The organism is Sessilibacter sp. MAH3, assembly GCF_054658275.1.
Window position 1 is genome coordinate 220,378 of sequence record NZ_BAAGIE010000001.1, and the last position, 20,401, is coordinate 240,778.

Genomic DNA, 20,401 nt, shown 5'->3' on the forward strand with positions numbered 1-20,401 from the left:
TCAGCTTTTTTGAATGAAAAAACTACTGCTCTCTACTCAAATATCAAATAGCCATCAACTACACAAAGCAATAATTCATACCCAGTTTTTCTGTAAATAAAATAGCTAGTAACAGATGGATGGCAAATTCGAGAAATACTGACAGTTATTTTCGCTGCGATTTGGAATTTATCGTTGAATAGTTAAAAGGCTAAAAATTAAAGGTAACTGAATTGATCGGGAGTCTCTATAAATACATGGATGTGTATCAAAGTTCGAGAATTGTAGTTGAATGAAACTATGAATAAATTGGAAATTGTATTTTCAATTTGTGAGTTTATCGGGAATTAAAAATAAAACGTTAGATGTGAGTGGATGTTTTAGTGAAATATCAAAAAATTTACTTATTAAATGTTTTGATATTTTTTGACGCTCCTTTTTTATTAAAAATATCGTTACGAACTCTCAGGTATTTAAACCGCTATTTCTTTTATTTCTGAATAAGAAATTTTATTTCGACCAGTTTGTTTTGCCTGGTAGAGCATTTTGTCGGCGGAATCGAGCAGTTTGTTGGGATCGCCGTCTGTTTTTGGAATACAGCTGGCAACTCCGGCGCTGATGCTAACGTGCTTGCTGCTCACGGTGGATTTAATGTGGGGAATTTTCAGTTTTTTGATTTCATCGATGCAACGTTGAGCGATTAACGCGGCAGAAGATAGGTCGGTATCGGGAAGCATTAACACAAATTCTTCGCCACCAAAACGTGCTAATAAGTCTGATGATCTTCCGGTAACACGGGTAAGGGCGCGAGCAATGCGTTGTAGGCATTCGTCGCCCATGACGTGGCCGTAGTGGTCGTTGTAGCTTTTGAAGTGATCAACATCAAGAATTACTAGCGATATGGGCGATTCATGGCGAATACCACGTGACCATTCAGCACGGATGGTTTCGTCGTAACGTCGTCGGTTGGCGATATTGGTCAACGGATCGGTGTAAGAAAGTTGTTCAAGTTGATGGTTGAGTTGGTGAACCATCGTTTCCATTTTCTTGCGTTCAGAAATGTCGAACATAAAACCCACAAGAGCCTTGGTTTTACCGTTTTCGCGAATAACGTGTACGACGTCTCGAATCCACACGTAGCTGCCATCTGCGGCTAGAGCTCGATAATCGGCTTCGTGGTCGACACCTGCCTCAGACTGACGCAGGCAATAACTGAAGGTTTTTTCGCGGTCATCTTGATGAATTCGATCTCTCCATTCATGAACGCTCTTCCAAGTTTCTGGTGCCCAGCCTAGCAGTTCTTGAATTTGCGGGCCTATGTATTCAAATAAACCACTCTCCCAGTCAATTCGCCAAGGAATAGCTTTGGTTGATTCCAGTAATGTTTTGTAGAAGTCGTCTTGAAGAGGTTTATTGATTGACATACCACCGCCGAAAATTACAAAAATCAATAGTTCTCATATTAACCACGCTAGATATTTTCTGACAAGGTTTTATTGAAATTTAGCCGAGCTGTTCAAACCGAAAATTATTATTTTTAGCGACTATTTTATTCAACATGAAATGCCAGGTTATTGATTGCGAAATTTACGTTGTGAAGTTTAAGCATAATGTCACTAATATCAAAAATAACGTATTTAAATATTTTCCGATTATTTCGCGAATGAATGAATTAAAAATTCATAAAGTTTTCAGCGACACAAAGTCGTGTCGCTAATTTCGTGAACCGTAAGCGATTGAAATTATCAGAGAATTAGAAGTTACATTTTAATTACGGCTCTCTAATTAAATAAAGGATGTATTTATCAGAGATTCCTGCAAACAATTACCGACAATCTTGAGGCGGCCAATCGGGTACGACATCCATCGCCATTGTTAACGTGTTTTCGTTATACATCAGTACTGTATTCGCTGATACAAATGCAGAATCGCCAACCGTAAGCGCGTATACACCAACGAGTGTGCCGTCACCATGAATGGTATAAGACGGCGTATAGAGTGCGTAGCCAAATGGAATTTGAAAGGCGGTAAAGTGAAATTTGGTCGCTGAAAGTTGTTTACCAATGACAATGTATCCGCCGCAGTCTGCGGTGGTGGGAATATGGATATGCGGAAAGTCATGAGTTTCGACAAAAATACCGCCGCCGCCGTATTTCTGCATTAAAAAATCTTTTTTGTAGTCTTTGGTGTAGTCGTACTCCATCATCACAATTTCGTAGTTATCGGATTTTACCGTAAAGGTTTGTTCCGCTGGAATTAACGTTAAACCATAATGTTTTACGTTATCTTGATCGGCAATTACGGTTGGTATACAGAAAGCATCGGGTACCAATAGCGCACCGAGTCCACCAAATGAATTTGCAGAACCGCCATGTATAACACGAACGCCAGTCTCCAATGCAGCCTGTGTATCTAACCATTGGGCATCAACCTCAATGTAAGGCGTAGAAGTTGCTGTGGGATTTACGGTAATTTTACCGTTAACATCAAACGACCAAGTGCCGGTGCCTTTGTCAAAAATAACCACCTCGTCTTCGGTTGTCATGACTGGGTGATTTTTGTCGGGTTGGCCAGCAGAATCTACTGCGTAGCGTGTTAGTTTTGCACTATCAATTAAGGCTTCTTTTAATAAATTTTTGTCGTACGGTGGGGTAGTGCTGTTCATTGTTTAAAGATCCTTTTTAAAGGTATTTTTGTAGGTATCTTAAAATCCGGTTGAGTGCGAAACATTTTTCATCGCATCAAATTTTCTCTGTAGGTGCGTCAGCAGCTAAGACAGTTCGTAAATAAACGCCATCTAGGTTACGAACTCTTGTACATATTACTAACGTTATATGTGCCGTCTGTAAATTACAGTTAATTACAGAGACGTTATATCACCGATTGCGGTAATTCCAAACAGGTGAGGTGTAAGTACAGAATCGATGGGTCGTAAGGATTTGATGAGATGAATTTTTGCTCAGTAAATGTTCTGCTTTGTGTGAAGGTGCAGCAGGGGTAATGCTCAAAATGTATCGGAGTTTTTGTAAAACGAAAAAATTAGATATAAAAAAAGAGCTATTAAAAGCTCTTTTTACAGAAGATAAACACAATTAAATTGTTCATTAAAGATTTAAGCAAACTTTAACACTTGTAAATTGGTATCGTGTAATACATCGGCAAGAGTAAGCTTTTTAAGATATTTCATGTACTCTTGCTGTGCCTGCCATAGGTGGCCTTTCAGCGCGCAATTGCCATTAAGAATACACATAGGGCTTTCGCAATTAATTGGCGCTAGGGTTTGTTCCATTTTCACAATAACATCAGCGACACCAATTTCGTGTGGTTCTACCGCTAGGCGAATACCGCCTTTTTTTCCGCGAATAGATTCTACCCAGCCGATGTTAACCAGTTTGTTAACAACCTTCATTAAATGACTTTTTGAAAGATCAAAAGTCTCTGCAATAATTTGAATAGTAGCTAGGGAATCTCGATGACTGGCTAAATAGATAAGTGTTCTAAAGGCAAAGTCTGTATGTTTTGTTAGTTGCATAAAAATCGGTTCTCAGAACAATTTTGCTTGCGACGCTCGGACTTTAACGACTTTTAGGTAGTTTGTTAAGCGTATTATTAGTATCGGCGTGACTGCGTAAGCAATTATTTCATTTTGTGGCGGTTAAATTGCCAGATTTTGTGAATTTAATCCACAGAATTAAAATTTAATGATTCTTAAAATGCCACTCAAAAAAATAGAGCAGCCAAGTATTTTAATATCTTGCCTGCTCTATATTGGTACGAAACCGAACTGATTTAGTGCTATATACTAATTATTTGGGTTTTTTAAAGGGTGCGAAACCATCATCAATGGGTGTAGCAGTGGTTTTTTTCCCAGTTGACACAATCTCATTTTTATCTTGGTTATTTTTAGGTGCCTTACCAAAGCGTTTCGGACGACCTTTATTTAATTGATCGCGCGTGCGCACTTTAACTTTGGGTTTATCGTCTTTTTTGTTGGTATCTTCTTTAGATTTCTTTTTACCGGCAATTTTGCCGGAAGACTTAACCTTATCTGGACCTTTATATTTAGCAGTTAATCCCGGAACGGTAATTTGTTCCATGCGCGCACCCAAGGCACCTTCGCAGCGAGCTTTATTGTTCCAATCGTCGGCGCAAATAAACGCAATAGAGCTACCACTTCTGCCTGCACGAGCAGTTCGGCCAGAGCGATGAATATAATCTTCTGGCTTGCGTGCCATTTCGTAGTGAACAACCAACTGGATTTCTGGAATGTCTAAACCTCGGGCGGCAACATCGGTTGCAACCAAGAACTGAAATTTGCGAAAACGGAACGCTTTAAGAATTTGTTGGCGTTGATCTTGAGTCATGTCGCCGTGTAAACAACCGGCTTTCAATCCAAAATATTCTAAAATACCGCGTAGCTGATTGGTTTTTGCTTTGGTGTTGGCAAAAATAATAACTTGAGATGATTCGTGATCTTGTAAAATGAGTTTCAGTAACTTTTGCTTAAACTTATCGTCGTCACACAAAACATATTTATGGAAAATATTGGTATTGTGTTCGGCAGCGGTCTCGGTACCTACTCTTATCGGATCATTTAGCAGGGATTTTGCTATTGCTAAAACCTGCGGGTTTCTCATCGTTGCCGAAAATAACAAGCTTTGACGCTTTGGATTCGCTTGTTCTGCGATAGCGGTTAAATCGTCTTTAAAGCCCAATTCCAACATTCTGTCGGCTTCGTCTAAGACCAAAAATTCTAAGTCTTTTAAATCTGTTGAGTTTCGACGCAAGTGGTCAGTAAGTCGTCCCGGCGTGGCGACAATAAACTCGGGATTTTTTCGCAGTTTAGACGCCTGGTATTTAAAATCTGCGCCCCCAGTCAACAACACATATTTAAGGTGTGCGTGATTGCTAAATGCTTTAATTTGTTGACCAATCTGATCGGCAAGCTCGCGGGTTGGAGCCAAAATTAACGCTCTGCAACCTGTTGTTGGTGATGGATTTTTGAGCATTAAGTGCATCACTGGTAACAAAAACGCCAGAGTTTTTCCGGAGCCGGTCTGTGCCGAGGCAATTACGTCTTTTCCTGATAGAACTTCAGGTATTGCTTCGCCTTGAATCTCGGTAGGTTGTGAGAGAGATAACTGCTCAAGTGCTTGGGTTAGCCTCTCATCGAGATTAAAACCGGAAAAATCTTCAGGAGTAGTGTTCAAATTTTCTACATCGTCTTGCATAGTCGGTCCGCTGGAAATCAATAATTGGCTGATGAATCAAGCCTTTGCGAGTAGCGTTGTAGAATTGTGGTTCAATAAACGTCTTAACTCACGTAAATGTGTGATTATCTCACAAGAATAGCCAACGAGCGCAGTTTGACTGAGGTTTTTCTGCAGAGACGTTAGGACAACCACAATCGGAGTGGGTATAAACACTCTTGCAACAAGTGCTTAAAAATAAGACGTAATTACATTAGGAGAAATGAATGCACTTTAACCAAAACGCAAAAAAGCCACTGCTTACCTTGGCTTCATTGTTGTTAACGACCAATGCAACTTGGGTTTGTGCACAAGATGATGCACCCAAGGTAGAGAGCGAAAAAGTCACCGACTCAATATACATGATTACCGGTCGCGGTGGTAATGTGGGTTTATTTATTGGCGATGAAACTACCATTTTAATTGATGATAAATTTGCACCTTTATCGGAAGTTATTACCCAAGAAGTTGCGTCCATTACCAAAACGCCGATTGAGTATTTACTCAATACCCATTATCACGGCGACCATACCGGTGGTAATGTGAATTTTGGCAAAGCGGGAACCACCATTGTCGCTCACGATAACGTTCGTAAAATTCTCGCTTCCGGTGGTGAAATTAAAGCGTTTAACAGCAAATTTGAACCTTTAGAAAAGGCTGGTCTACCGAGCATTACCTTCAACGATAAAATATCCTTTCATGTTAATGGTGAAACGGTAACCTTAGAACATTATCCAAATGCACATACCGATGGCGACGGTGTTGTATTTTTTGAGGAACAAAATGTTGTACACACCGGCGATATTTTCTTTAACGGTCGTTATCCATTTATTGACATAGGCAATGGCGGATCAGTTCAGGGCACCATTGCTGCCATCGATAAAATTACTGCAAAAATAAATGACAGCACAAAAGTAATTGCTGGCCATGGACCTCAGGGCAATAAAAAAGCCATGATTGCCTATCGCGATATGCTTGAGAAATCTCTAGCAATAGTTGCAGAGCTAAAAAACCAAGGTTTATCTATGGATGAAGTAAAAGCTAAATTACCGTTGGCTGAACTTGATAAAACTTGGGGTGAAGGTGGTATGAAGCCTGAAGTTTGGGTAACCATTGTGTACAGTTCGCTAGATTAATTGCAACAGCTCTGATTAGTTAGAGCTTCCTATAATTTGATTTTTCTTGATAAGAAAGCCTCTAAATACTAGAGGCTTTTTTTATGAGTAATGGTTTTTTATAGGAACCTATGATTAACTCATCCATGATTTAATCATAGGGAAGAAATTGAAAATGTGATTTCCAATTTCTTCACAATTTCAATCACTTACAGTTCTGGAAATCGGTGACACATCCTTGTGTCGCGAGAAACTCTAGGTTAATCAGAGTTTCCTATAGATTGGTTTTTAAAAAGCAGATTGTTACTCGCATAGGTAATGATGCTAAAAATTAAAAGCTATATAAAATAAAGCTCTTTATTTTGATTGCTAAAAAATAGCGTTTAATGTTTAAGAATTCGAGCTATTGTCAAAAAACCACTCAGTTTAGGTTGATAAATTCAAAAGTCTTACTTATGCTGCTTTGAAAAATAAAAATCCAAGGTGGTAAAATGGCAAACGGATTTAGCATCAATGAGCTGCTCAAAGCTCTACAGTTTGCAATTGTTGAAGCGCAAGAAATTGCCGAAAATCAACACGCACGCCAAATTGCTGAATATTTTAAAGACGACGGCACGCCCGTTACCATTCCTCTTAAATTACCAAATCCTCATCCTAATGCCGGTGAAACCAATGCAGCCGGTGAAAGCATTCCGCAATACGTTACTGTCGAAGTTCCTAAAATTACCTTGGTGCCGCAAAATTCTATCGTTATTAAAGAATTAGAAATGCAGCTAGAAGTACCGTTGGGTGATTTAGATACCGAAGCCATCGACTGGCAAGATAACGAGATAAAAGAGCCTTCGATGACGGATGAACAGTGGGATAAAAATATTATTAAAAATCGATTACAGAGACGACCTTCAAAACGTGCGATGGTGGATGATCAAATTCGTGCCTTGCGAATCAGTGGTAAGGGTTCTTTTTTCAGTCGTAAAAACAAACAAACTGCAAAGTTAAAAATTAAATTCGAAGGAACAAATCCTCCAGAGGTTTTGGCGAGAATAGAACAGAGTCTCGTAAAAGGTGTGGAAACATAAAGTTTGAGCTTGTTTTTTAAAAAATAACTACAAAAAACCTCTAATTAATTCATTCGTTATTTAATTAGAGTCTAGAAATTGAGTGTGCGATTTCCAATTTCTTACAAATTTAATTATTTGCAACTCTTGAAATTGGCGGCGCAGCCTTGTGTCGCTAGAAACTCTAAATTCATCAGGGTTTCCTACAGCAACGTAAACACATGAGGGATTTTAGTATGTCAATTGCAAACCAGTTTAAAGGCTTACCCATGAAAGCATTAATCGGTGGCCCGCTTCAGGCTGCCTGTGATGCTCAGGTGCAATTAGCCAAAGCAGAAACGAATTTTATTAATGAAGTTGGTTTAATCGAGCAGGGTGGAACAGACGGTCAGCCCGGCGATTTAATGACGCGAACCGTCGACTTTAAAGCTTCTCGTCCCACAACCTTGCCTACCGGGGAAATTATTGAAGAAGTCATTTCTATTCAGGCACCTGTACTGGCAATTGTGCCAATTCCTGCGCTTTTGGTTGATGAAGTAGATATTAAATTTAATATGGAAGTTAAAAACAGTTTTGAAGAAAAACAGCAGACAGACACAAAAGGCTCGTTAAAGGCCAAAGCCGGTTGGGGGCCATTTTCGGTAAGTATTACCGGTTCGGTGAGTTCTCACAAAGAAAATACGCGCAAATCCGATAACAGCGCAAAATACGACGTTCATGTTCACGCAAAACAAATGGATGCGCCAGAAGGTTTGATGAGAATTCTCGATCATTTAATTACGGCGTGTGAGCCACGAGAAATTACCTCGGCAAAAACGTACAATCCAGAGAGTGGTGAGGCAGAAGCCGTAAAAAACGAATAAATTTTACGGTTTTTAGGCAATTAATGGCACTCGATAATGTTTATAAAGTTGAGTGCCAATACTGCTATCACATTGTTGAACTACAGGTCTCGACATGCCCGAAAAACTCAGCCTTGGAGAAATTACCTACATTCAACGCGCCGTTGTTGGACCAACAACCGCCGATCGTATTCCTTCGCAAGAAGAAATTAACGCACAAATGGATTTCATCAACCGCTGCCTTGGTGAAGGACGTGGTCAATTGGTTGGTTCGGAGAAAGGTTTAATTGTGGTGCAAACTAGCGATCAACAATTGGTGATTCAACACTCGGTGTATCACATTGGTTTTAAACGAAAACCCAGTTGGCTCGATCATTATCGGCCCAAATCCAATACAGCAGCGGGCATACCGGATTTTGTAAAAGATAAAATGAAACTTTAGGAGCTTTAAATTCAATAAAAAATCTATTGCTCTAAAACTCCTAAAGCCATTTCTAAATTAACTTTGTTACAAAGAAAACTCTGCTACAAAGAAAACTCTGATTAAATCATGGACGAGTTAATCAGAGGTTCTTAAAGTTATTCCGTTAATACCAAAATTCGAATCGCATCTAAACGCACTTGGGCTTGGTCTAAATAGCCTAAGAGTTCGGCTTTTTCGGCTTCTAGAAAATCGATTTCTTCTTGGCGAATGTTCGGGTTAACTTGCGCAAGAGCTTTTAGGCGATCAATTTCGTAGTTTTGCTGTGCAGTTAATCGGTCTTTTGCTTCTTTAATTTTACTTGCTGCGGCTTTTTCTACTGCTTTTTGACTTGCGTTGGTGCGAGATTTAATTTCGTCACGTAAATGTTGAATAACATTTTGAGCTTGTTTTAGTGGCAGTGTTTTGGTGAGTTGTGTTAGTTGTTGGCTAGAAATAACACCGCTCAAATCTTTTCCCGATTGATCGCTTAAAATTCGAATAGACGACGCCGGTAAAAATTGGCTGAGTTGTTTGGCTTTTGGTGTCGGGCAGTGAATTAAGAAATTCGCCTCTAATAACCAGGTGCCTGCCGGTAACGCTGGCAGTTTGATGGTACACAAACATGCATTACCGTGTTCGCCGCTGGTGATCATTTCCATAGCGCCGGTGACCATGGGGTGTTCCCAAGTAATAAAGCTCAATTCTTCACGGCTCAAGGCTTTTTCGCGATTAAAGCAAACGCTAATGCCTTCATCGGGTAATTCTGGAAATGGGCTGTGCATGCTTTCGCTAGGATGCAGAATTTGTGTTTGTTCGCTGTGGTCTTGATGTTCTACGCCAAATTGATCAAACACGGCCGACATGTAGTCTTCTAGTTCGTTTTCAGAACTCGCAGCGCGAATTTTTTCGATAACGGCTTGCGCTTTTTCGGGATTGCATGAGTTTAATTCTAAGAGTCGATCGCGACCTTGTTGTAGATTGCTCAACAGTGTTTGTGCATAGGCTGCGGTTGCGCTCACCAGCGTTTCTACAGCGGCTTTATCTTCGGGTGCTTTTAAACAAGCGCTTACTTGCTCGGCGAATTTTTCATTAATGGCGGTACCAATGGCGCAGGTGTTTTCGAAGGCGTTAATTCCTTCGTGTAACCAATGCATTAAAACTTGACCGGAGCTACCTTCAAAGTAGGGTAGGTGTAATTGCACATCTTGGGTTTGACCAATACGGTCTAAACGGCCAATGCGTTGCTCTAGTAAATCAGGATTTCCGGGTAAATCGAACAGAATTAAATCGTGCGCAAATTGGAAGTTACGACCTTCACTGCCAATTTCCGAGCAAACTAATAATTGCGCGCCATCTTCAAAATCGGCGAAATACGCTGCGCTGCGATCGCGTTCTAAAAGACTCATGCCTTCGTGGAAGACGCTGGTGCGCAGACCTTGGCGTAATCGTAAATGAGCTTCCAAATCCAATGCGGTTGAAGCATTGGCGGTAATTAACAAGATTTTGTCTTGCTTGCGCTCTTTCAAGAATTGTTTTAACCAAGGAATTCTGGGGTCGGTTTCTAACCACGAGTCGTATTGTTGGGTTTCTGGATACAGTGACGCCGCATTCCAACCTTCAGGCAGTGCCATTGGGTAGGTGTGCAAAACACGTTTCGGAAAACCCTTGACGCTGGATCGAGTATTACGGAATAGAACCCGGCCGGTTCCGTGGCGATCTAATAATTCTCGAACGTGGGCAAAAATACAGGCTTCGATCTCGTGTTCATCATCCAGCGATTGAATTTGTGCCACCAAGTCTTTCACCATGTCGGGTTCGACGAATTCGACCAGATCTGCTTGCAGTTTGGCATCGTTGACCAGAGTTTGCGCGCCGCCTTTTTCTAGAAGAGTTTGTATGATTTGGTTGACCGGCTGATAGCGTTGTTCTTCTTCGCGGTAGGCTTCTAGGCTGTGATAACGATCAGGATCGAGTAATCGTAAACGGGCAAAGTGGCTCTCAACACCTAATTGTTCTGGGGTTGCGGTTAATAACAACAGGCTTTGGCTGCAAGAGGCTAGGTCTTCAACCGCGTTGTAATCATCGCTGGCACCGGCTTCGTTCCAATGCAGGTGATGGGCTTCGTCCACGCACAAAATGTCCCAGCCAGCTGCGCAGGCTTGGTTGAGTCGTTCTTCATTCTTGGTGAACATACTCAGTGGTGATATCACCAATTGTGCCGATTCAAACGGATTGATGCCTTCGCTGCCTTCAATATCTTCAGCGCGCTCTTCGCTCATGACAATAAATTTAAGATTAAAGCGTCGCAGCATTTCGACCAGCCATTGGTGAACAAGGCTGTCTGGAAGTGTGATCAATACCCGTGAGGCGCGTTGGTTGATCAATTGGTGATGGATAATCAAGCCAGCTTCAATGGTTTTACCCAAACCCACTTCGTCGGCGAGCAATACCCGCGGCGCATAACGATTGGCTACTTCGTTGGCGATGTACATTTGGTGATCGAGAAAATCAACCCGTGCGCCAATCAAGCCGCTGGCACCTGAGCTTTGTATGCGTTGCAGGTGATCAAGCGTGTTAAGGCGCAATTGAAAGTGTTTAGGTTTGTCGAGATTGCCCGCCAAAAGGCGCTCAAGTGGGCCGCTGAAGTGAACAAACGGATTCAGTTCGACTTCGCTCAGTTGATCGGCGTCGCCTGCGCTGTTTTTAACGCTGTAGATGATGTGACCGTGATCGGTGATCGATTGCACCTGCCAAGCTTGGTCTTCTAGGTCGTAGATAGTGTCGCCCACTTCGTATTTCACACGAGTCAGCGGTGCGTTGCGCTCTGCATAGGTTCTGATTTCGCCACAGGCGGGGTAGGTGACCGTCACGCGACGATCTTTTAATTCAATGACAACTCCCAGACCTAATTCTTTCTCGGCATTACTAATCCAACGTTGACCAATAGCATATTGAGGTGCAGACAAAACCAACTCCAATTTTCTGAATGAAACTTCGTTCCGACTAACTTCGGACTAAAAAGCCGCGATGATAGAAATTTACGCTGGGTTTGTCACCGGAAAGGTTTGAATCAAACCCATTGACTATACTTCGAGCATAGGTTGTTCGTTGAGAGATTGATGCGTTGAATCAGGTATCTTTGTCGTTGCACGACTGTATTAAATCGAAGTGGGCAAAAACTAGGCCCCAAATCCTTGTGCCTGATCGTGCCAAAAATATCCAACGGCAAGTTGAAGTGCATTTACCTGAGCTGGTTTTGCTGGAAGATATCATCAAGCGTAACAGCGGTTGTTTTAAAGTACAGGTTGAAGCAGAAATTCCTCTCACTGCTGAGTTGAGTTTGCCTCTTTATTCGCTGCATTTCGGCAATGCGGCCGCTGAAAACCCAGCGGTAATCATCACCGGCGGTGTTCATGGGGTTGAGCGTATTGGCAGCCAGGTGATTTTGGGATTTTTGCAATCGTTTACGGAACGTTTGGCTTGGGATAAGTCGGCAAATCATCTACTCGACAATATCAGTCTCACCGTTGTCCCGATTGTGAACCCTTCGGGAATGTACCTACGCAGCCGCTGTAACCGAAACGGTGTTGATTTAAATCGTAACGCGCCCTTGGATGTTGTTGATACTGACGGCTTTCATGCTCATTGGTTGGCGGGTGGGCAACGTTGGAGTCGCCGCTGGCCTTGGTTTCGAGGTAAAACCGAGCAGCTTGAAACTGAAAATCAAGTCTTAGAGCGAATACTAGACGCAGAGTCTATCAAGCGGCCCTTGGTGATCAGTCTGGATGTTCACTCAGGTTTTGGTTTTGAAGACCGGCTTTGGTTTCCTTACGCGTATCGACGTAAGCCCTTTGACCAGTTGGCCGAGGTGATGGCTTTAAAGTTGTTGTGGCAGAGAACCTGTCCCCATTACAACTACCGTTTTGAGCCGCAATCGAACCATTATTTAACCCATGGCGATATTTGGGATTACCTGCACAAACGTGTGAAAGACAAGCAGTTATTTTTACCGCTTACGTTAGAATTGGGCTCATGGAACTGGGTTCGTAAGCGTCCTAGCCAATTGTTTTCTAGACTTGGATTATTTCATCCAATGGTTCCGCATCGCTTGCGCCGTGCGGTTCGCGATCATCAAATGTTGCTGCAATTTATTCTGCATGCTGCGGCGAGTAGTTCGGCGTGGTTACCGAACGAGCACAACCGCGACAGTTTGTGGCAATCGGCAATTAATCTTTGGTATCAGGAATTGCTATGACATGGGTTTGGCTGCGCGGCCTTGCACGAGAAACTGGCCACTGGGGTGGTTTGCCTAAGCAAGCAGAAAAACTGTTAGGCGAACCGGTGGTAACCATCGATCTGCCTGGCTTTGGTCGATTTAGCGATCGAGATGCGCCTGTTAAAACACGCAAGGTTGTCGAGTTTTTGATCGAGCAAACCCAAAATCTTACTCAAATTCATGTTTTGGGTGTGTCGCTGGGTGGATTAATTGCGTTGGAGTGGGCCAGTGTTGATCAACGTATTGTCTCGGTAACGGCAGTGAATTCATCCAATCGCCTATGTTCCATTCACCATCGTTTGAATTTTTCTAAAGCCTTAAAATTACTCGCTGCATTTGTAACCACCGATCGTGCATCGATTCGCGAATCTAAGATTTTGTCAGTGGTTAGTAACCAAGAGAATAAGGTGAGGCGGGTACATGATCTATGGTCAGAAATAGCCAGACGTCGCCCCGTAGCAATTAAACAAGTCTTGCGGCAGCTGTTTATGGCGGCAACCGCACCGATTGTAAATCCTAAACTTTTACAACAATGCCGAGTTACGTTTATTACTAGTGAGCACGATCAGCTTGTTTCTAGTCGGTGTTCACATATCTTGGCGAGCTTCTATAGTGCTAATTTACTGGTTCACCCAACCGCAGGGCATGATTTACCATTGGATGATCCGCAGTGGTTGTTGATGCAATTACCCATCGTGCAATCACATACGGAGTCAGCTCAGCCGAAAGCTAGTGACGTTTAATGGCGTCCCAAACAATCAACCCTAGTTTGAGTCTTTTGTGGTTAGAGTTTGTTGTAACACACAGGCTCAATCTTAAGGTTGATTTGATTGAACAAAACTCTGTCTAAACAGACGAATAAGTTATAGGAAACTCTGATTAACTTAGAGTTTCTAGCGACACAAGGATGTGTCGCCAATTTCAGGAACTGTAAGTGAATGAAATTGTGAAGAAATTGGAAATCGCATTTTCAATTTCTGTCCTCTGATTAAATCATGGATGAGTTAATCAGAGGTTCCTATAAGTGTTGATGATGCGTGACCGGCACCAACGTCATCGAGACTTGTTTTATAACAATAAATAAACCTTATCGTTACATTTCTGGCTGTTCTCGATAAATATCGCAAGCTAACACTTGCTAACCGATTTTATATTTCATGAGCCAAATCTCTCGGGGGAGATATGACAGATTCAGTTTTTAAAGACTCAACTTTACCACTTGCTCTTGTTACGGGTGCCGGTAGCGGTATTGGTGCTGGTATTGCCAAACATCTTGCGGCGAATGGCCACAAAGTTATGGTTACCGATCTTGATATTAATGCGGCAAGCAAAGTTGTTGAAGAAATTCAAAGCGAAAATGGCATTGCTATGCCCTTTGCTTTAAATGTAACCAAGCAAGAAGACATTGAAGCCGCTGTTGCTACCGCAGGTAAGGTGGATGTACTGGTAAACAACGCCGGTATTCAGTACGTATCAAAATTGGAAGAGTTTCCGGTTGATCGCTGGAAAATGCTGATTGATATTTTATTAACCGGCCCAGCCATGCTAACGCGCGAAGTGTTACCGGGCATGAAGGCAAGTGGCTCTGGTCGTATTGTTAATGTCGGCTCTATTCATGCTTTAATCGCCTCGCCATTTAAAAGTGCTTACGTTGCGGCAAAGCACGGTTTAATTGGGTTTTCGAAAGTAATCGCCCTAGAAGTGGCGGAGTTCGATATTACCATCAACACACTTTGCCCTGCCTACGTTAAAACTCCGTTGGTTGAAAAACAAATCGCCGATCAGGCTCGTGAGCACGGCATTTCTGAAGAAGAGGTTGTAAACAATATTATGTTGCAACCTATGCCGAAAAAATCCTTCATCAGTATCGAAGAGATGTGCGGTGCGGTTGATTTTCTGTTGTCACCGGTAGCACGTAATATGACGGCGCAAGCCATTGTTTTAGATGGTGCTTGGACTGCTCGATAAGCATTTTAATATCGAGCACTTTAACGCTATATAACAGCTTAGAAATCTCTGATTTATTTCTGCTTAAATTGTAATGGAATTAGTCAGGGGTTTCTTTATTCAGTTTTATTTGCTTATCAGCAATTTGTTTTAATGGAACAGCTTGTATTTAACAGAACAAGTCGTATTTAACGGATTGTTTTTAACTCAAATCTCTCCATGGCATCTGCCGCATTTAGGATTATCCAAAGATTACTACCCAATAAATATGCCTAATTTTTTTGCGAAACAAGTGATTCGGTAGAAGGCATTGATCACCCAAGTACAGATGTAGTTTCTTTGGGTTCAGTAAACGCTTATCTTATAAGTACAAACGGTTGATAGGTTCAATAAAGCAACCGGCAAATTGTTTGATTTATCATCAAACAGCATCGATAAAGAGAGTCGTTAAAAAAAGTCGTTAAAAAGAACAGTTAATTAAAGCGAGTAGTTTAAAAAAGTAGTTTAAAAAAGTAGTTTAAAAAAAGCAGTTACGAAAGAGTTGTTAAAGAAAGTCGGCAAAAAGAGGTGGCATATGAAGGTACACATTGAAGTTGATTTAACACCCGAAGAGGCCCGGGAGTTGTTAGGTTTTACCGGAGTGGATCGTTTTCAGCAGCTTTTTTTCAACACCATGAAGTCAGAATGGGGAAAAGAAACACACCCAATGTTTGACCTTTATCAGAATTTCGTCAAACAGTCCCAAGAGTTTATGGAAAAGTATGCCAGCTCAAGTGACAGTGGTAACACAAAACGCTGAAACTTCGGCAGCTTGCTGGCCAGATAACAGCTGCGAGTTTTTAGGTGCTCAAAGACTTAGCAGCCTATCGCTTAATTTAGAGGAGCCTTTGGTTAATGTTATTCTGATTTAATCGGAGGACAGAAATTGAAAATGCAATTTCCAATTTCTTCACAATTTCCATAACCTATTGTTATTGAAATTGGCGATGCACCCTTGTATCGATAGAAGCTCTGGGTTAATTAGAGTTTCCCATAAACATAATAGCGCTACTAACAAATCAGGAGTGTTCGTAATGGATCAAGTTGAGAAACAACAAATATTGCAATACGTTGACAAGTATAGAGGTTTATTCAACGAGATCGCCAATGAAGTTATGATGCGATTCCTTGCCGGTGGTAAAGCTGAAATTAATCCACTGACCAATGCTGACAAATTTATGAATGTGCTTTCGCGTGGTGTTAAGGTTGATCCTAGCAAAATCATGCAAGAGCAAATGCGATTTTTAGAATCGCAAATGAAGCTGTGGCAAAACACCGCCCAAGCATTTATGAACAGCGAAAAACCGGCTCCGGTAGTTGAGCCACCTCGTGGTGATCGTCGCTTTAAAGATGATCAGTGGGATACCAATCCCATGTTTAGCTACTTTAAACAAGCCTATTTATTGAATTCGCAAACCATGCAAAACATGGTTGATTTACTCGAATTCGAAGACAATAAAACCGCCGAACAGGTTAAATTTTTTACCCGCCAATACATTAATTCTCTATCGCCAACCAATTATGCGTTAACCAATCCCGAAGTATGTCGCGATATTCTCGAAACCGAAGGTGAATGTCTGGCTCGCGGTATTGATAATTTTGTTCGCGATTTAGAAAACAGTCCGCTTGAAGCCTTTAAAGTCGGGCAGGTTGGTATTGATGCCTTCGAAATTGGCAAAGACTTGGCAACGACACCTGGCGATGTGGTTTTCCAAAATGATTTATTTCAGTTAATTCAATATTCGCCGAGCACAGCAAAAGTTCACGAAAAGCCGTTATTAATTGTTTCGCCGTTTATTAACAAATACTACATTCTTGATTTAGACAAAAAGAAATCGATGGTGAAGTGGTTGGTTGATCAAGGTTTTACCGTATTTATTATGTCTTGGGTGAATGCGGATGCACGCCATAAAGATAAAACCTTCGACTCCTATGTTGTTGACGGCGTTATTCAAGCGTTAAAAGTCTGCGCAGAAATCTCGGGTGTGAGTTCTGTAAATGCGCTTGGATACTGCATTGGTGGTACGGTATTAGGTGTTGCTGCGTCTGTATTAAAGAAAAAGCGTAGCAAATTATTAAATTCAATGTCGTTACTCACGACCTTATTTGATTTTTCTGAACCCGGCGAAGCCGGAAATTATATTTCCGAACAATCCTATACGCTGGTGGAACAATCCGCGAATACCAAAGGATATTTTGACGGACGGATTCTCGCCTACTGCTTTAGCCTATTGCGTGAAAACAATTTATTCTGGTCATTCTTTGTTGATAATTATTTAAAAGGCAAAGACCCACTGCCATTTGATATTCTGTACTGGAATTCCGACTCTACCAATATTCCTGCAAAAGCGTTCTTGTATTACCTACGCAACACTTATTTGGATAATCGCATTAAAGAACCTAATGCCATATCCGTCGATGGTGTAGAGGTTGATTTAGGCGCGATTGACGTTCCAACCTACGCGCTTGCTACCTCTAACGACCACATCGTTTTATGGCAAGCCGCTTACGAGAGTATCAAAGTACTCACAAAAGCCAAGGTTCGTTTTGTACTGGCCGGTTCTGGGCATGTAGCCGGTGTCGTGAATCCGCCGGATGATGCCAAATACGACCACTGGGTGAACACCCGTAACCCAAAAACCTCTGATGAATGGCTAAAAAGCGCCAAACAAAAAGAAGGCTCTTGGTGGTTGGATTGGCGCGAATGGTTGGCAGAGTTATCTGGCGAACAGGTTGATGCACCAAAACAACCCGGTAACGCACAATACAAATCCCTTGAAGCCGCGCCCGGCAGCTATGTGAAAGTTCGTGTTGAGAAAATAGAAGCACCTGTTAAGCCTGAAGCCGAACCGGTTGCTGAATAAGCCGATTGAGTGCTTATTATCACTTATGCTGCGGTAGCGTTATCGCGCCGCAGCTCTACCCACAAATTGACTAATTGAGGCATGTTTGAGTCTCTTTTGTCCAGCTTAGCTAAAGTCGCTATACTCACTGATATTTATACTGTGCGAGACTCTAAGTGATTATCATCAAAAAGTACCCAAATCGACGACTGTACGATACCTCTCAAAGCCAATACATCAACTTGGAGTACATCAAGACTTTGGTGATGCAGCATCATGAGTTTCAAATCATTGATTCTAAAACCGAGGATGATCTCACCAAGAGTATTCTGCTTCAGATCATCTCTGAGCAGGAGTCTAACGATCAGCAATCTGTTCTTACCAATCAAGTACTTAAGCAGTTAATCCGCTTTTACGATTCAGACATGCAGGTGTTTTTGCGCATGTATCTTGAGCAAAGCATGGCGAATTTCCTAGAGCAACAAGATGCTATGCAAAGTGTTATGCGCAACATCTTAGATACTTCTCCTATTGGAATCTTTGGCCAAATGTTTGAGAAGAATATGGATTTTTGGCGAACAATCTCCAAGCACAATGCTGATAAAAACTCTGAGGAATAAGAGTTTTCTCTCTTATTTAAAATCTGTAAGTGCTTTTTGCTGCAAAGCAGCAAAAAGTGGTTGACCTAAAAATACGTTCCTCCTATTATCATCACAGTTTTATTGTGCGCTGCAGCATCAAGGCGCGGCATTACAAAAATGTTATGCATTGAAAGCGTTTAGCAATAATGGCGTTTAGCATCTAATAGGTACCAGGAGAAACTCATGTTTGATAAAATTGTAGAACAAGCGCAGACAGCTTCTAAACCATTCAGTGAAATGATGACTATCAATGCTGAGGTTTTAGAAAAATTTGCTGAAAAGCAAACTTCACTTCTAACCGGTGTAATGAATGACAGCATCGAGTACGCGAAAGATCTTGCGTCTCAGAAAGATTTGGCTGGTATTTATGAAACACAAAAATCTTACGCTGAAGGTCTTCAAGAAAAAATGATGACCAGCGCAAAAGAAACCTACGCTCTGATGACTGATACTTCTGAAAAAATGTCAGAACTCTTTAATGGAGCATTTTCAGAAATAAAAAAGTTTGAAGCGGCAGTAACAACGCCGCAAGCTGCAAAATCTGCTCCTCGTGCAAAAGCTCCAGCGAAAGCTAAGGCGCCAGCACCTAAGGATGAAGAAGCTGCTAGCTAAATAAAAACTCCCTTGGGTAATTTTTTACCCGAGGGAGTTGAAATAAAAATTCTTATTAGGTTTAGAAGTTTTATTAAATAAAGTGTTTTAATGCGAAAGGTTTTTTTAAGTGTTAAGACGATTTATTTAATAGTATTTAAATTGTTTAATAAAATTTAGTAAAAAATTTTAGTTTTGTTTGTTGATGTTTATTAAAATAATAAAATAATTGTTACCACAAGCTGCTCATCAAAATATGTAACCGTATAAAAGATGCTTTAGAGTTTTCTAGATGTATCGTTTAACGAGTTTAAACCTCTAAAGAATTGCATGTACCAAAAATATGCTGGTATTGATGCAGGGAATCATCAAGGTTTTCGCAGGCTGCGCTCGTAATATTTTTCTTTTAGTTGGATATTATGTCAGTAAGTTAAAGAAAATTTTCCGAGATTTAATATTCTAGATTTGTGAGATTTATTTAAAGGCTTTAATTGATGAAAATACTTAAAGCCTTCGATAGAAAATTTTAGATATCTGATTTGGCGTTAAGCTATTAAAGTAAAGTTGAGATTTGATATCCATCGTCTTGTTGTAGCGCTTGTAGTTGTGCCCGGGTACTCCCCGGGCTTTTTTTTATTTATTCGACGTGTGTCACAAGTACCGATAGCTTATCAATTTTAGCTTCTAGCTTATCGCCACGCTCTAGTGCGCCAACTCCGGCTGGTGTACCTGTAAAAATTAAATCACCGGGTTGCAGTGAAAAATATTCCGAGAGTTTAGAAATGATTTCTGGAATTCGCCAAATCATTTGATTTAAATTTCCAGATTGTTTTAACTCTTGGTTAATTTTTAAGGTAATTAATCCTTCGTTGAGATGTCCGCAATCTTTATGTGAGGTTATTGCGCCAACCACGGCAGAATGATCAAACGCTTTTGCTGTACACCAAGGGTGTCCTTTTTCTTTGGCAGATTTTTGCAGGTCGCGTCGAGTCAGGTCTAAACCAACAGCGTAACCGAAAATCATTGCGGTTGCGGCGTCAACTGAAACATTCGTGCCGCCGCGCTCAAGAGCAACTACCAGTTCCACTTCATGATGCAGTTCTTCGGTCTTGCTGGGATATTTTATAGGGTGATTGGGTGGAACCACAGCATCCGCAGGTTTGGTGAAAAAAAAGGGTGGTTCTTTGTTTGGGTCGGCACCCATTTCGATGGCGTGGTCGGAATAGTTTCGACCAACACAGTAAATACGTCTTACGGGAAAGCGATGGTCGCTGCCCACTACAGGTAGGGTTGATGGCTCTGTAGCCGGAAATACCATGGTCATAGCGGGTACCTGTTGAGTTGTAGTTAAAGTAAAA

At 41.4% G+C, this 20,401-nt stretch carries 17 protein-coding genes; 11 read left to right on the forward strand and 6 right to left on the reverse strand.

Going from position 1 to position 20,401, the window contains the following annotated elements:
- Positions 1-452 precede the first annotated feature (452 nt).
- From ACYQ2C_RS00900 to ACYQ2C_RS00915, 4 genes are all read right to left on the reverse strand, one after another.
- Positions 453-1,403 (reverse strand): GGDEF domain-containing protein, encoded by a 951-nt coding sequence (locus ACYQ2C_RS00900; protein WP_460099105.1) that lies wholly within the window; start codon positions 1,401-1,403, stop codon positions 453-455.
- Positions 1,404-1,804: 401 nt separating this feature from the next.
- Positions 1,805-2,644 (reverse strand): hypothetical protein, encoded by an 840-nt coding sequence (locus ACYQ2C_RS00905; RefSeq protein ID WP_460099108.1) that lies wholly within the window; start codon positions 2,642-2,644, stop codon positions 1,805-1,807.
- Positions 2,645-3,091: 447 nt separating this feature from the next.
- On the reverse strand, positions 3,092-3,511 hold the full coding sequence (locus tag ACYQ2C_RS00910; RefSeq protein ID WP_460048175.1) for an RrF2 family transcriptional regulator: 420 nt from the start codon (positions 3,509-3,511) through the stop codon (positions 3,092-3,094).
- A 274-nt stretch (positions 3,512-3,785) separates the two neighbouring features.
- Positions 3,786-5,210 carry a DEAD/DEAH box helicase gene (locus tag ACYQ2C_RS00915; RefSeq protein WP_460099112.1) on the reverse strand — a complete coding sequence of 475 codons (1,425 nt, stop codon included), beginning with the start codon at positions 5,208-5,210 and terminating at the stop codon, positions 3,786-3,788.
- A 245-nt stretch (positions 5,211-5,455) separates the two neighbouring features.
- Here ACYQ2C_RS00915 and ACYQ2C_RS00920 point away from each other — a divergent pair, with 245 nt between their 5' ends.
- From ACYQ2C_RS00920 to ACYQ2C_RS00935, 4 genes are all read left to right on the forward strand, one after another.
- Positions 5,456-6,364, forward strand: a complete 909-nt coding sequence (locus tag ACYQ2C_RS00920) for an MBL fold metallo-hydrolase (protein ID WP_460099115.1) — start codon at positions 5,456-5,458, stop codon at positions 6,362-6,364.
- 470 nt (positions 6,365-6,834) lie between these two features.
- The gene (locus tag ACYQ2C_RS00925; RefSeq protein WP_460099118.1) at positions 6,835-7,422 is read left to right on the forward strand and encodes a DUF2589 domain-containing protein; all 588 of its coding nucleotides are present in this window, start codon (positions 6,835-6,837) and stop codon (positions 7,420-7,422) included.
- Positions 7,423-7,637: 215 nt separating this feature from the next.
- A complete protein-coding gene (locus ACYQ2C_RS00930) occupies positions 7,638-8,264 on the forward strand; it encodes a DUF2589 domain-containing protein (protein ID WP_460048170.1) in 627 nt (208 codons plus the stop codon).
- A gap of 94 nt (positions 8,265-8,358) precedes the next feature.
- The gene (locus tag ACYQ2C_RS00935) at positions 8,359-8,685 is read left to right on the forward strand and encodes a hypothetical protein (protein WP_460099122.1); all 327 of its coding nucleotides are present in this window, start codon (positions 8,359-8,361) and stop codon (positions 8,683-8,685) included.
- A 137-nt stretch (positions 8,686-8,822) separates the two neighbouring features.
- Here the strand turns inward: ACYQ2C_RS00935 and rapA are convergent, their stop codons facing one another.
- Positions 8,823-11,672, reverse strand: a complete 2,850-nt coding sequence (rapA, locus tag ACYQ2C_RS00940; RefSeq protein ID WP_460099125.1) for an RNA polymerase-associated protein RapA — start codon at positions 11,670-11,672, stop codon at positions 8,823-8,825.
- A 230-nt stretch (positions 11,673-11,902) separates the two neighbouring features.
- Between rapA and ACYQ2C_RS00945 the strand changes: the two genes are divergently transcribed.
- From ACYQ2C_RS00945 to ACYQ2C_RS00975, 7 genes are all read left to right on the forward strand, one after another.
- A complete protein-coding gene (locus tag ACYQ2C_RS00945; protein ID WP_460099128.1) occupies positions 11,903-12,961 on the forward strand; it encodes a DUF2817 domain-containing protein in 1,059 nt (352 codons plus the stop codon).
- Positions 12,958-13,725: an alpha/beta fold hydrolase gene (locus tag ACYQ2C_RS00950; RefSeq protein WP_460099131.1), complete on the forward strand. Its 768-nt coding sequence runs from the start codon at positions 12,958-12,960 to the stop codon at positions 13,723-13,725. Before ACYQ2C_RS00945 ends, ACYQ2C_RS00950 begins: the two co-directional genes overlap by 4 nt.
- A 439-nt stretch (positions 13,726-14,164) precedes the next feature.
- Positions 14,165-14,950 carry a 3-hydroxybutyrate dehydrogenase gene (locus tag ACYQ2C_RS00955; RefSeq protein WP_460099133.1) on the forward strand — a complete coding sequence of 262 codons (786 nt, stop codon included), beginning with the start codon at positions 14,165-14,167 and terminating at the stop codon, positions 14,948-14,950.
- 553 nt (positions 14,951-15,503) lie between these two features.
- Positions 15,504-15,728 (forward strand): hypothetical protein, encoded by a 225-nt coding sequence (locus ACYQ2C_RS00960; RefSeq protein ID WP_460099136.1) that lies wholly within the window; start codon positions 15,504-15,506, stop codon positions 15,726-15,728.
- Between the two features lie 274 nt (positions 15,729-16,002).
- On the forward strand, positions 16,003-17,832 hold the full coding sequence (gene phaC / locus ACYQ2C_RS00965; RefSeq protein ID WP_460099139.1) for a class I poly(R)-hydroxyalkanoic acid synthase: 1,830 nt from the start codon (positions 16,003-16,005) through the stop codon (positions 17,830-17,832).
- A gap of 155 nt (positions 17,833-17,987) precedes the next feature.
- Positions 17,988-18,431, forward strand: a complete 444-nt coding sequence (gene phaR / locus ACYQ2C_RS00970) for a polyhydroxyalkanoate synthesis repressor PhaR (protein ID WP_460048160.1) — start codon at positions 17,988-17,990, stop codon at positions 18,429-18,431.
- 204 nt (positions 18,432-18,635) lie between these two features.
- Positions 18,636-19,064 carry a phasin family protein gene (locus ACYQ2C_RS00975; protein WP_460048159.1) on the forward strand — a complete coding sequence of 143 codons (429 nt, stop codon included), beginning with the start codon at positions 18,636-18,638 and terminating at the stop codon, positions 19,062-19,064.
- A gap of 616 nt (positions 19,065-19,680) precedes the next feature.
- Here the strand turns inward: ACYQ2C_RS00975 and ACYQ2C_RS00980 are convergent.
- Positions 19,681-20,367: a fumarylacetoacetate hydrolase family protein gene (locus ACYQ2C_RS00980; protein WP_460048158.1), complete on the reverse strand. Its 687-nt coding sequence runs from the start codon at positions 20,365-20,367 to the stop codon at positions 19,681-19,683.
- Positions 20,368-20,401: the final 34 nt, after the last annotated feature.

Coding starts and splice junctions, on each gene's coding strand:
- ACYQ2C_RS00900 (WP_460099105.1), bottom strand. CDS start 1,403: ATGTCAATCAATAAACCTCTTCAAGACGACTTCTACAAAACATTACTG.
- ACYQ2C_RS00905 (WP_460099108.1), bottom strand. CDS start 2,644: ATGAACAGCACTACCCCACCGTACGACAAAAATTTATTAAAAGAAGCC.
- ACYQ2C_RS00910 (WP_460048175.1), bottom strand. CDS start 3,511: ATGCAACTAACAAAACATACAGACTTTGCCTTTAGAACACTTATCTAT.
- ACYQ2C_RS00915 (WP_460099112.1), bottom strand. CDS start 5,210: ATGCAAGACGATGTAGAAAATTTGAACACTACTCCTGAAGATTTTTCC.
- ACYQ2C_RS00920 (WP_460099115.1), top strand. CDS start 5,456: ATGCACTTTAACCAAAACGCAAAAAAGCCACTGCTTACCTTGGCTTCA.
- ACYQ2C_RS00925 (WP_460099118.1), top strand. CDS start 6,835: ATGGCAAACGGATTTAGCATCAATGAGCTGCTCAAAGCTCTACAGTTT.
- ACYQ2C_RS00930 (WP_460048170.1), top strand. CDS start 7,638: ATGTCAATTGCAAACCAGTTTAAAGGCTTACCCATGAAAGCATTAATC.
- ACYQ2C_RS00935 (WP_460099122.1), top strand. CDS start 8,359: ATGCCCGAAAAACTCAGCCTTGGAGAAATTACCTACATTCAACGCGCC.
- ACYQ2C_RS00950 (WP_460099131.1), top strand. CDS start 12,958: ATGACATGGGTTTGGCTGCGCGGCCTTGCACGAGAAACTGGCCACTGG.
- ACYQ2C_RS00955 (WP_460099133.1), top strand. CDS start 14,165: ATGACAGATTCAGTTTTTAAAGACTCAACTTTACCACTTGCTCTTGTT.
- ACYQ2C_RS00960 (WP_460099136.1), top strand. CDS start 15,504: ATGAAGGTACACATTGAAGTTGATTTAACACCCGAAGAGGCCCGGGAG.
- phaC (WP_460099139.1), top strand. CDS start 16,003: ATGGATCAAGTTGAGAAACAACAAATATTGCAATACGTTGACAAGTAT.
- ACYQ2C_RS00975 (WP_460048159.1), top strand. CDS start 18,636: ATGTTTGATAAAATTGTAGAACAAGCGCAGACAGCTTCTAAACCATTC.
- ACYQ2C_RS00980 (WP_460048158.1), bottom strand. CDS start 20,367: ATGACCATGGTATTTCCGGCTACAGAGCCATCAACCCTACCTGTAGTG.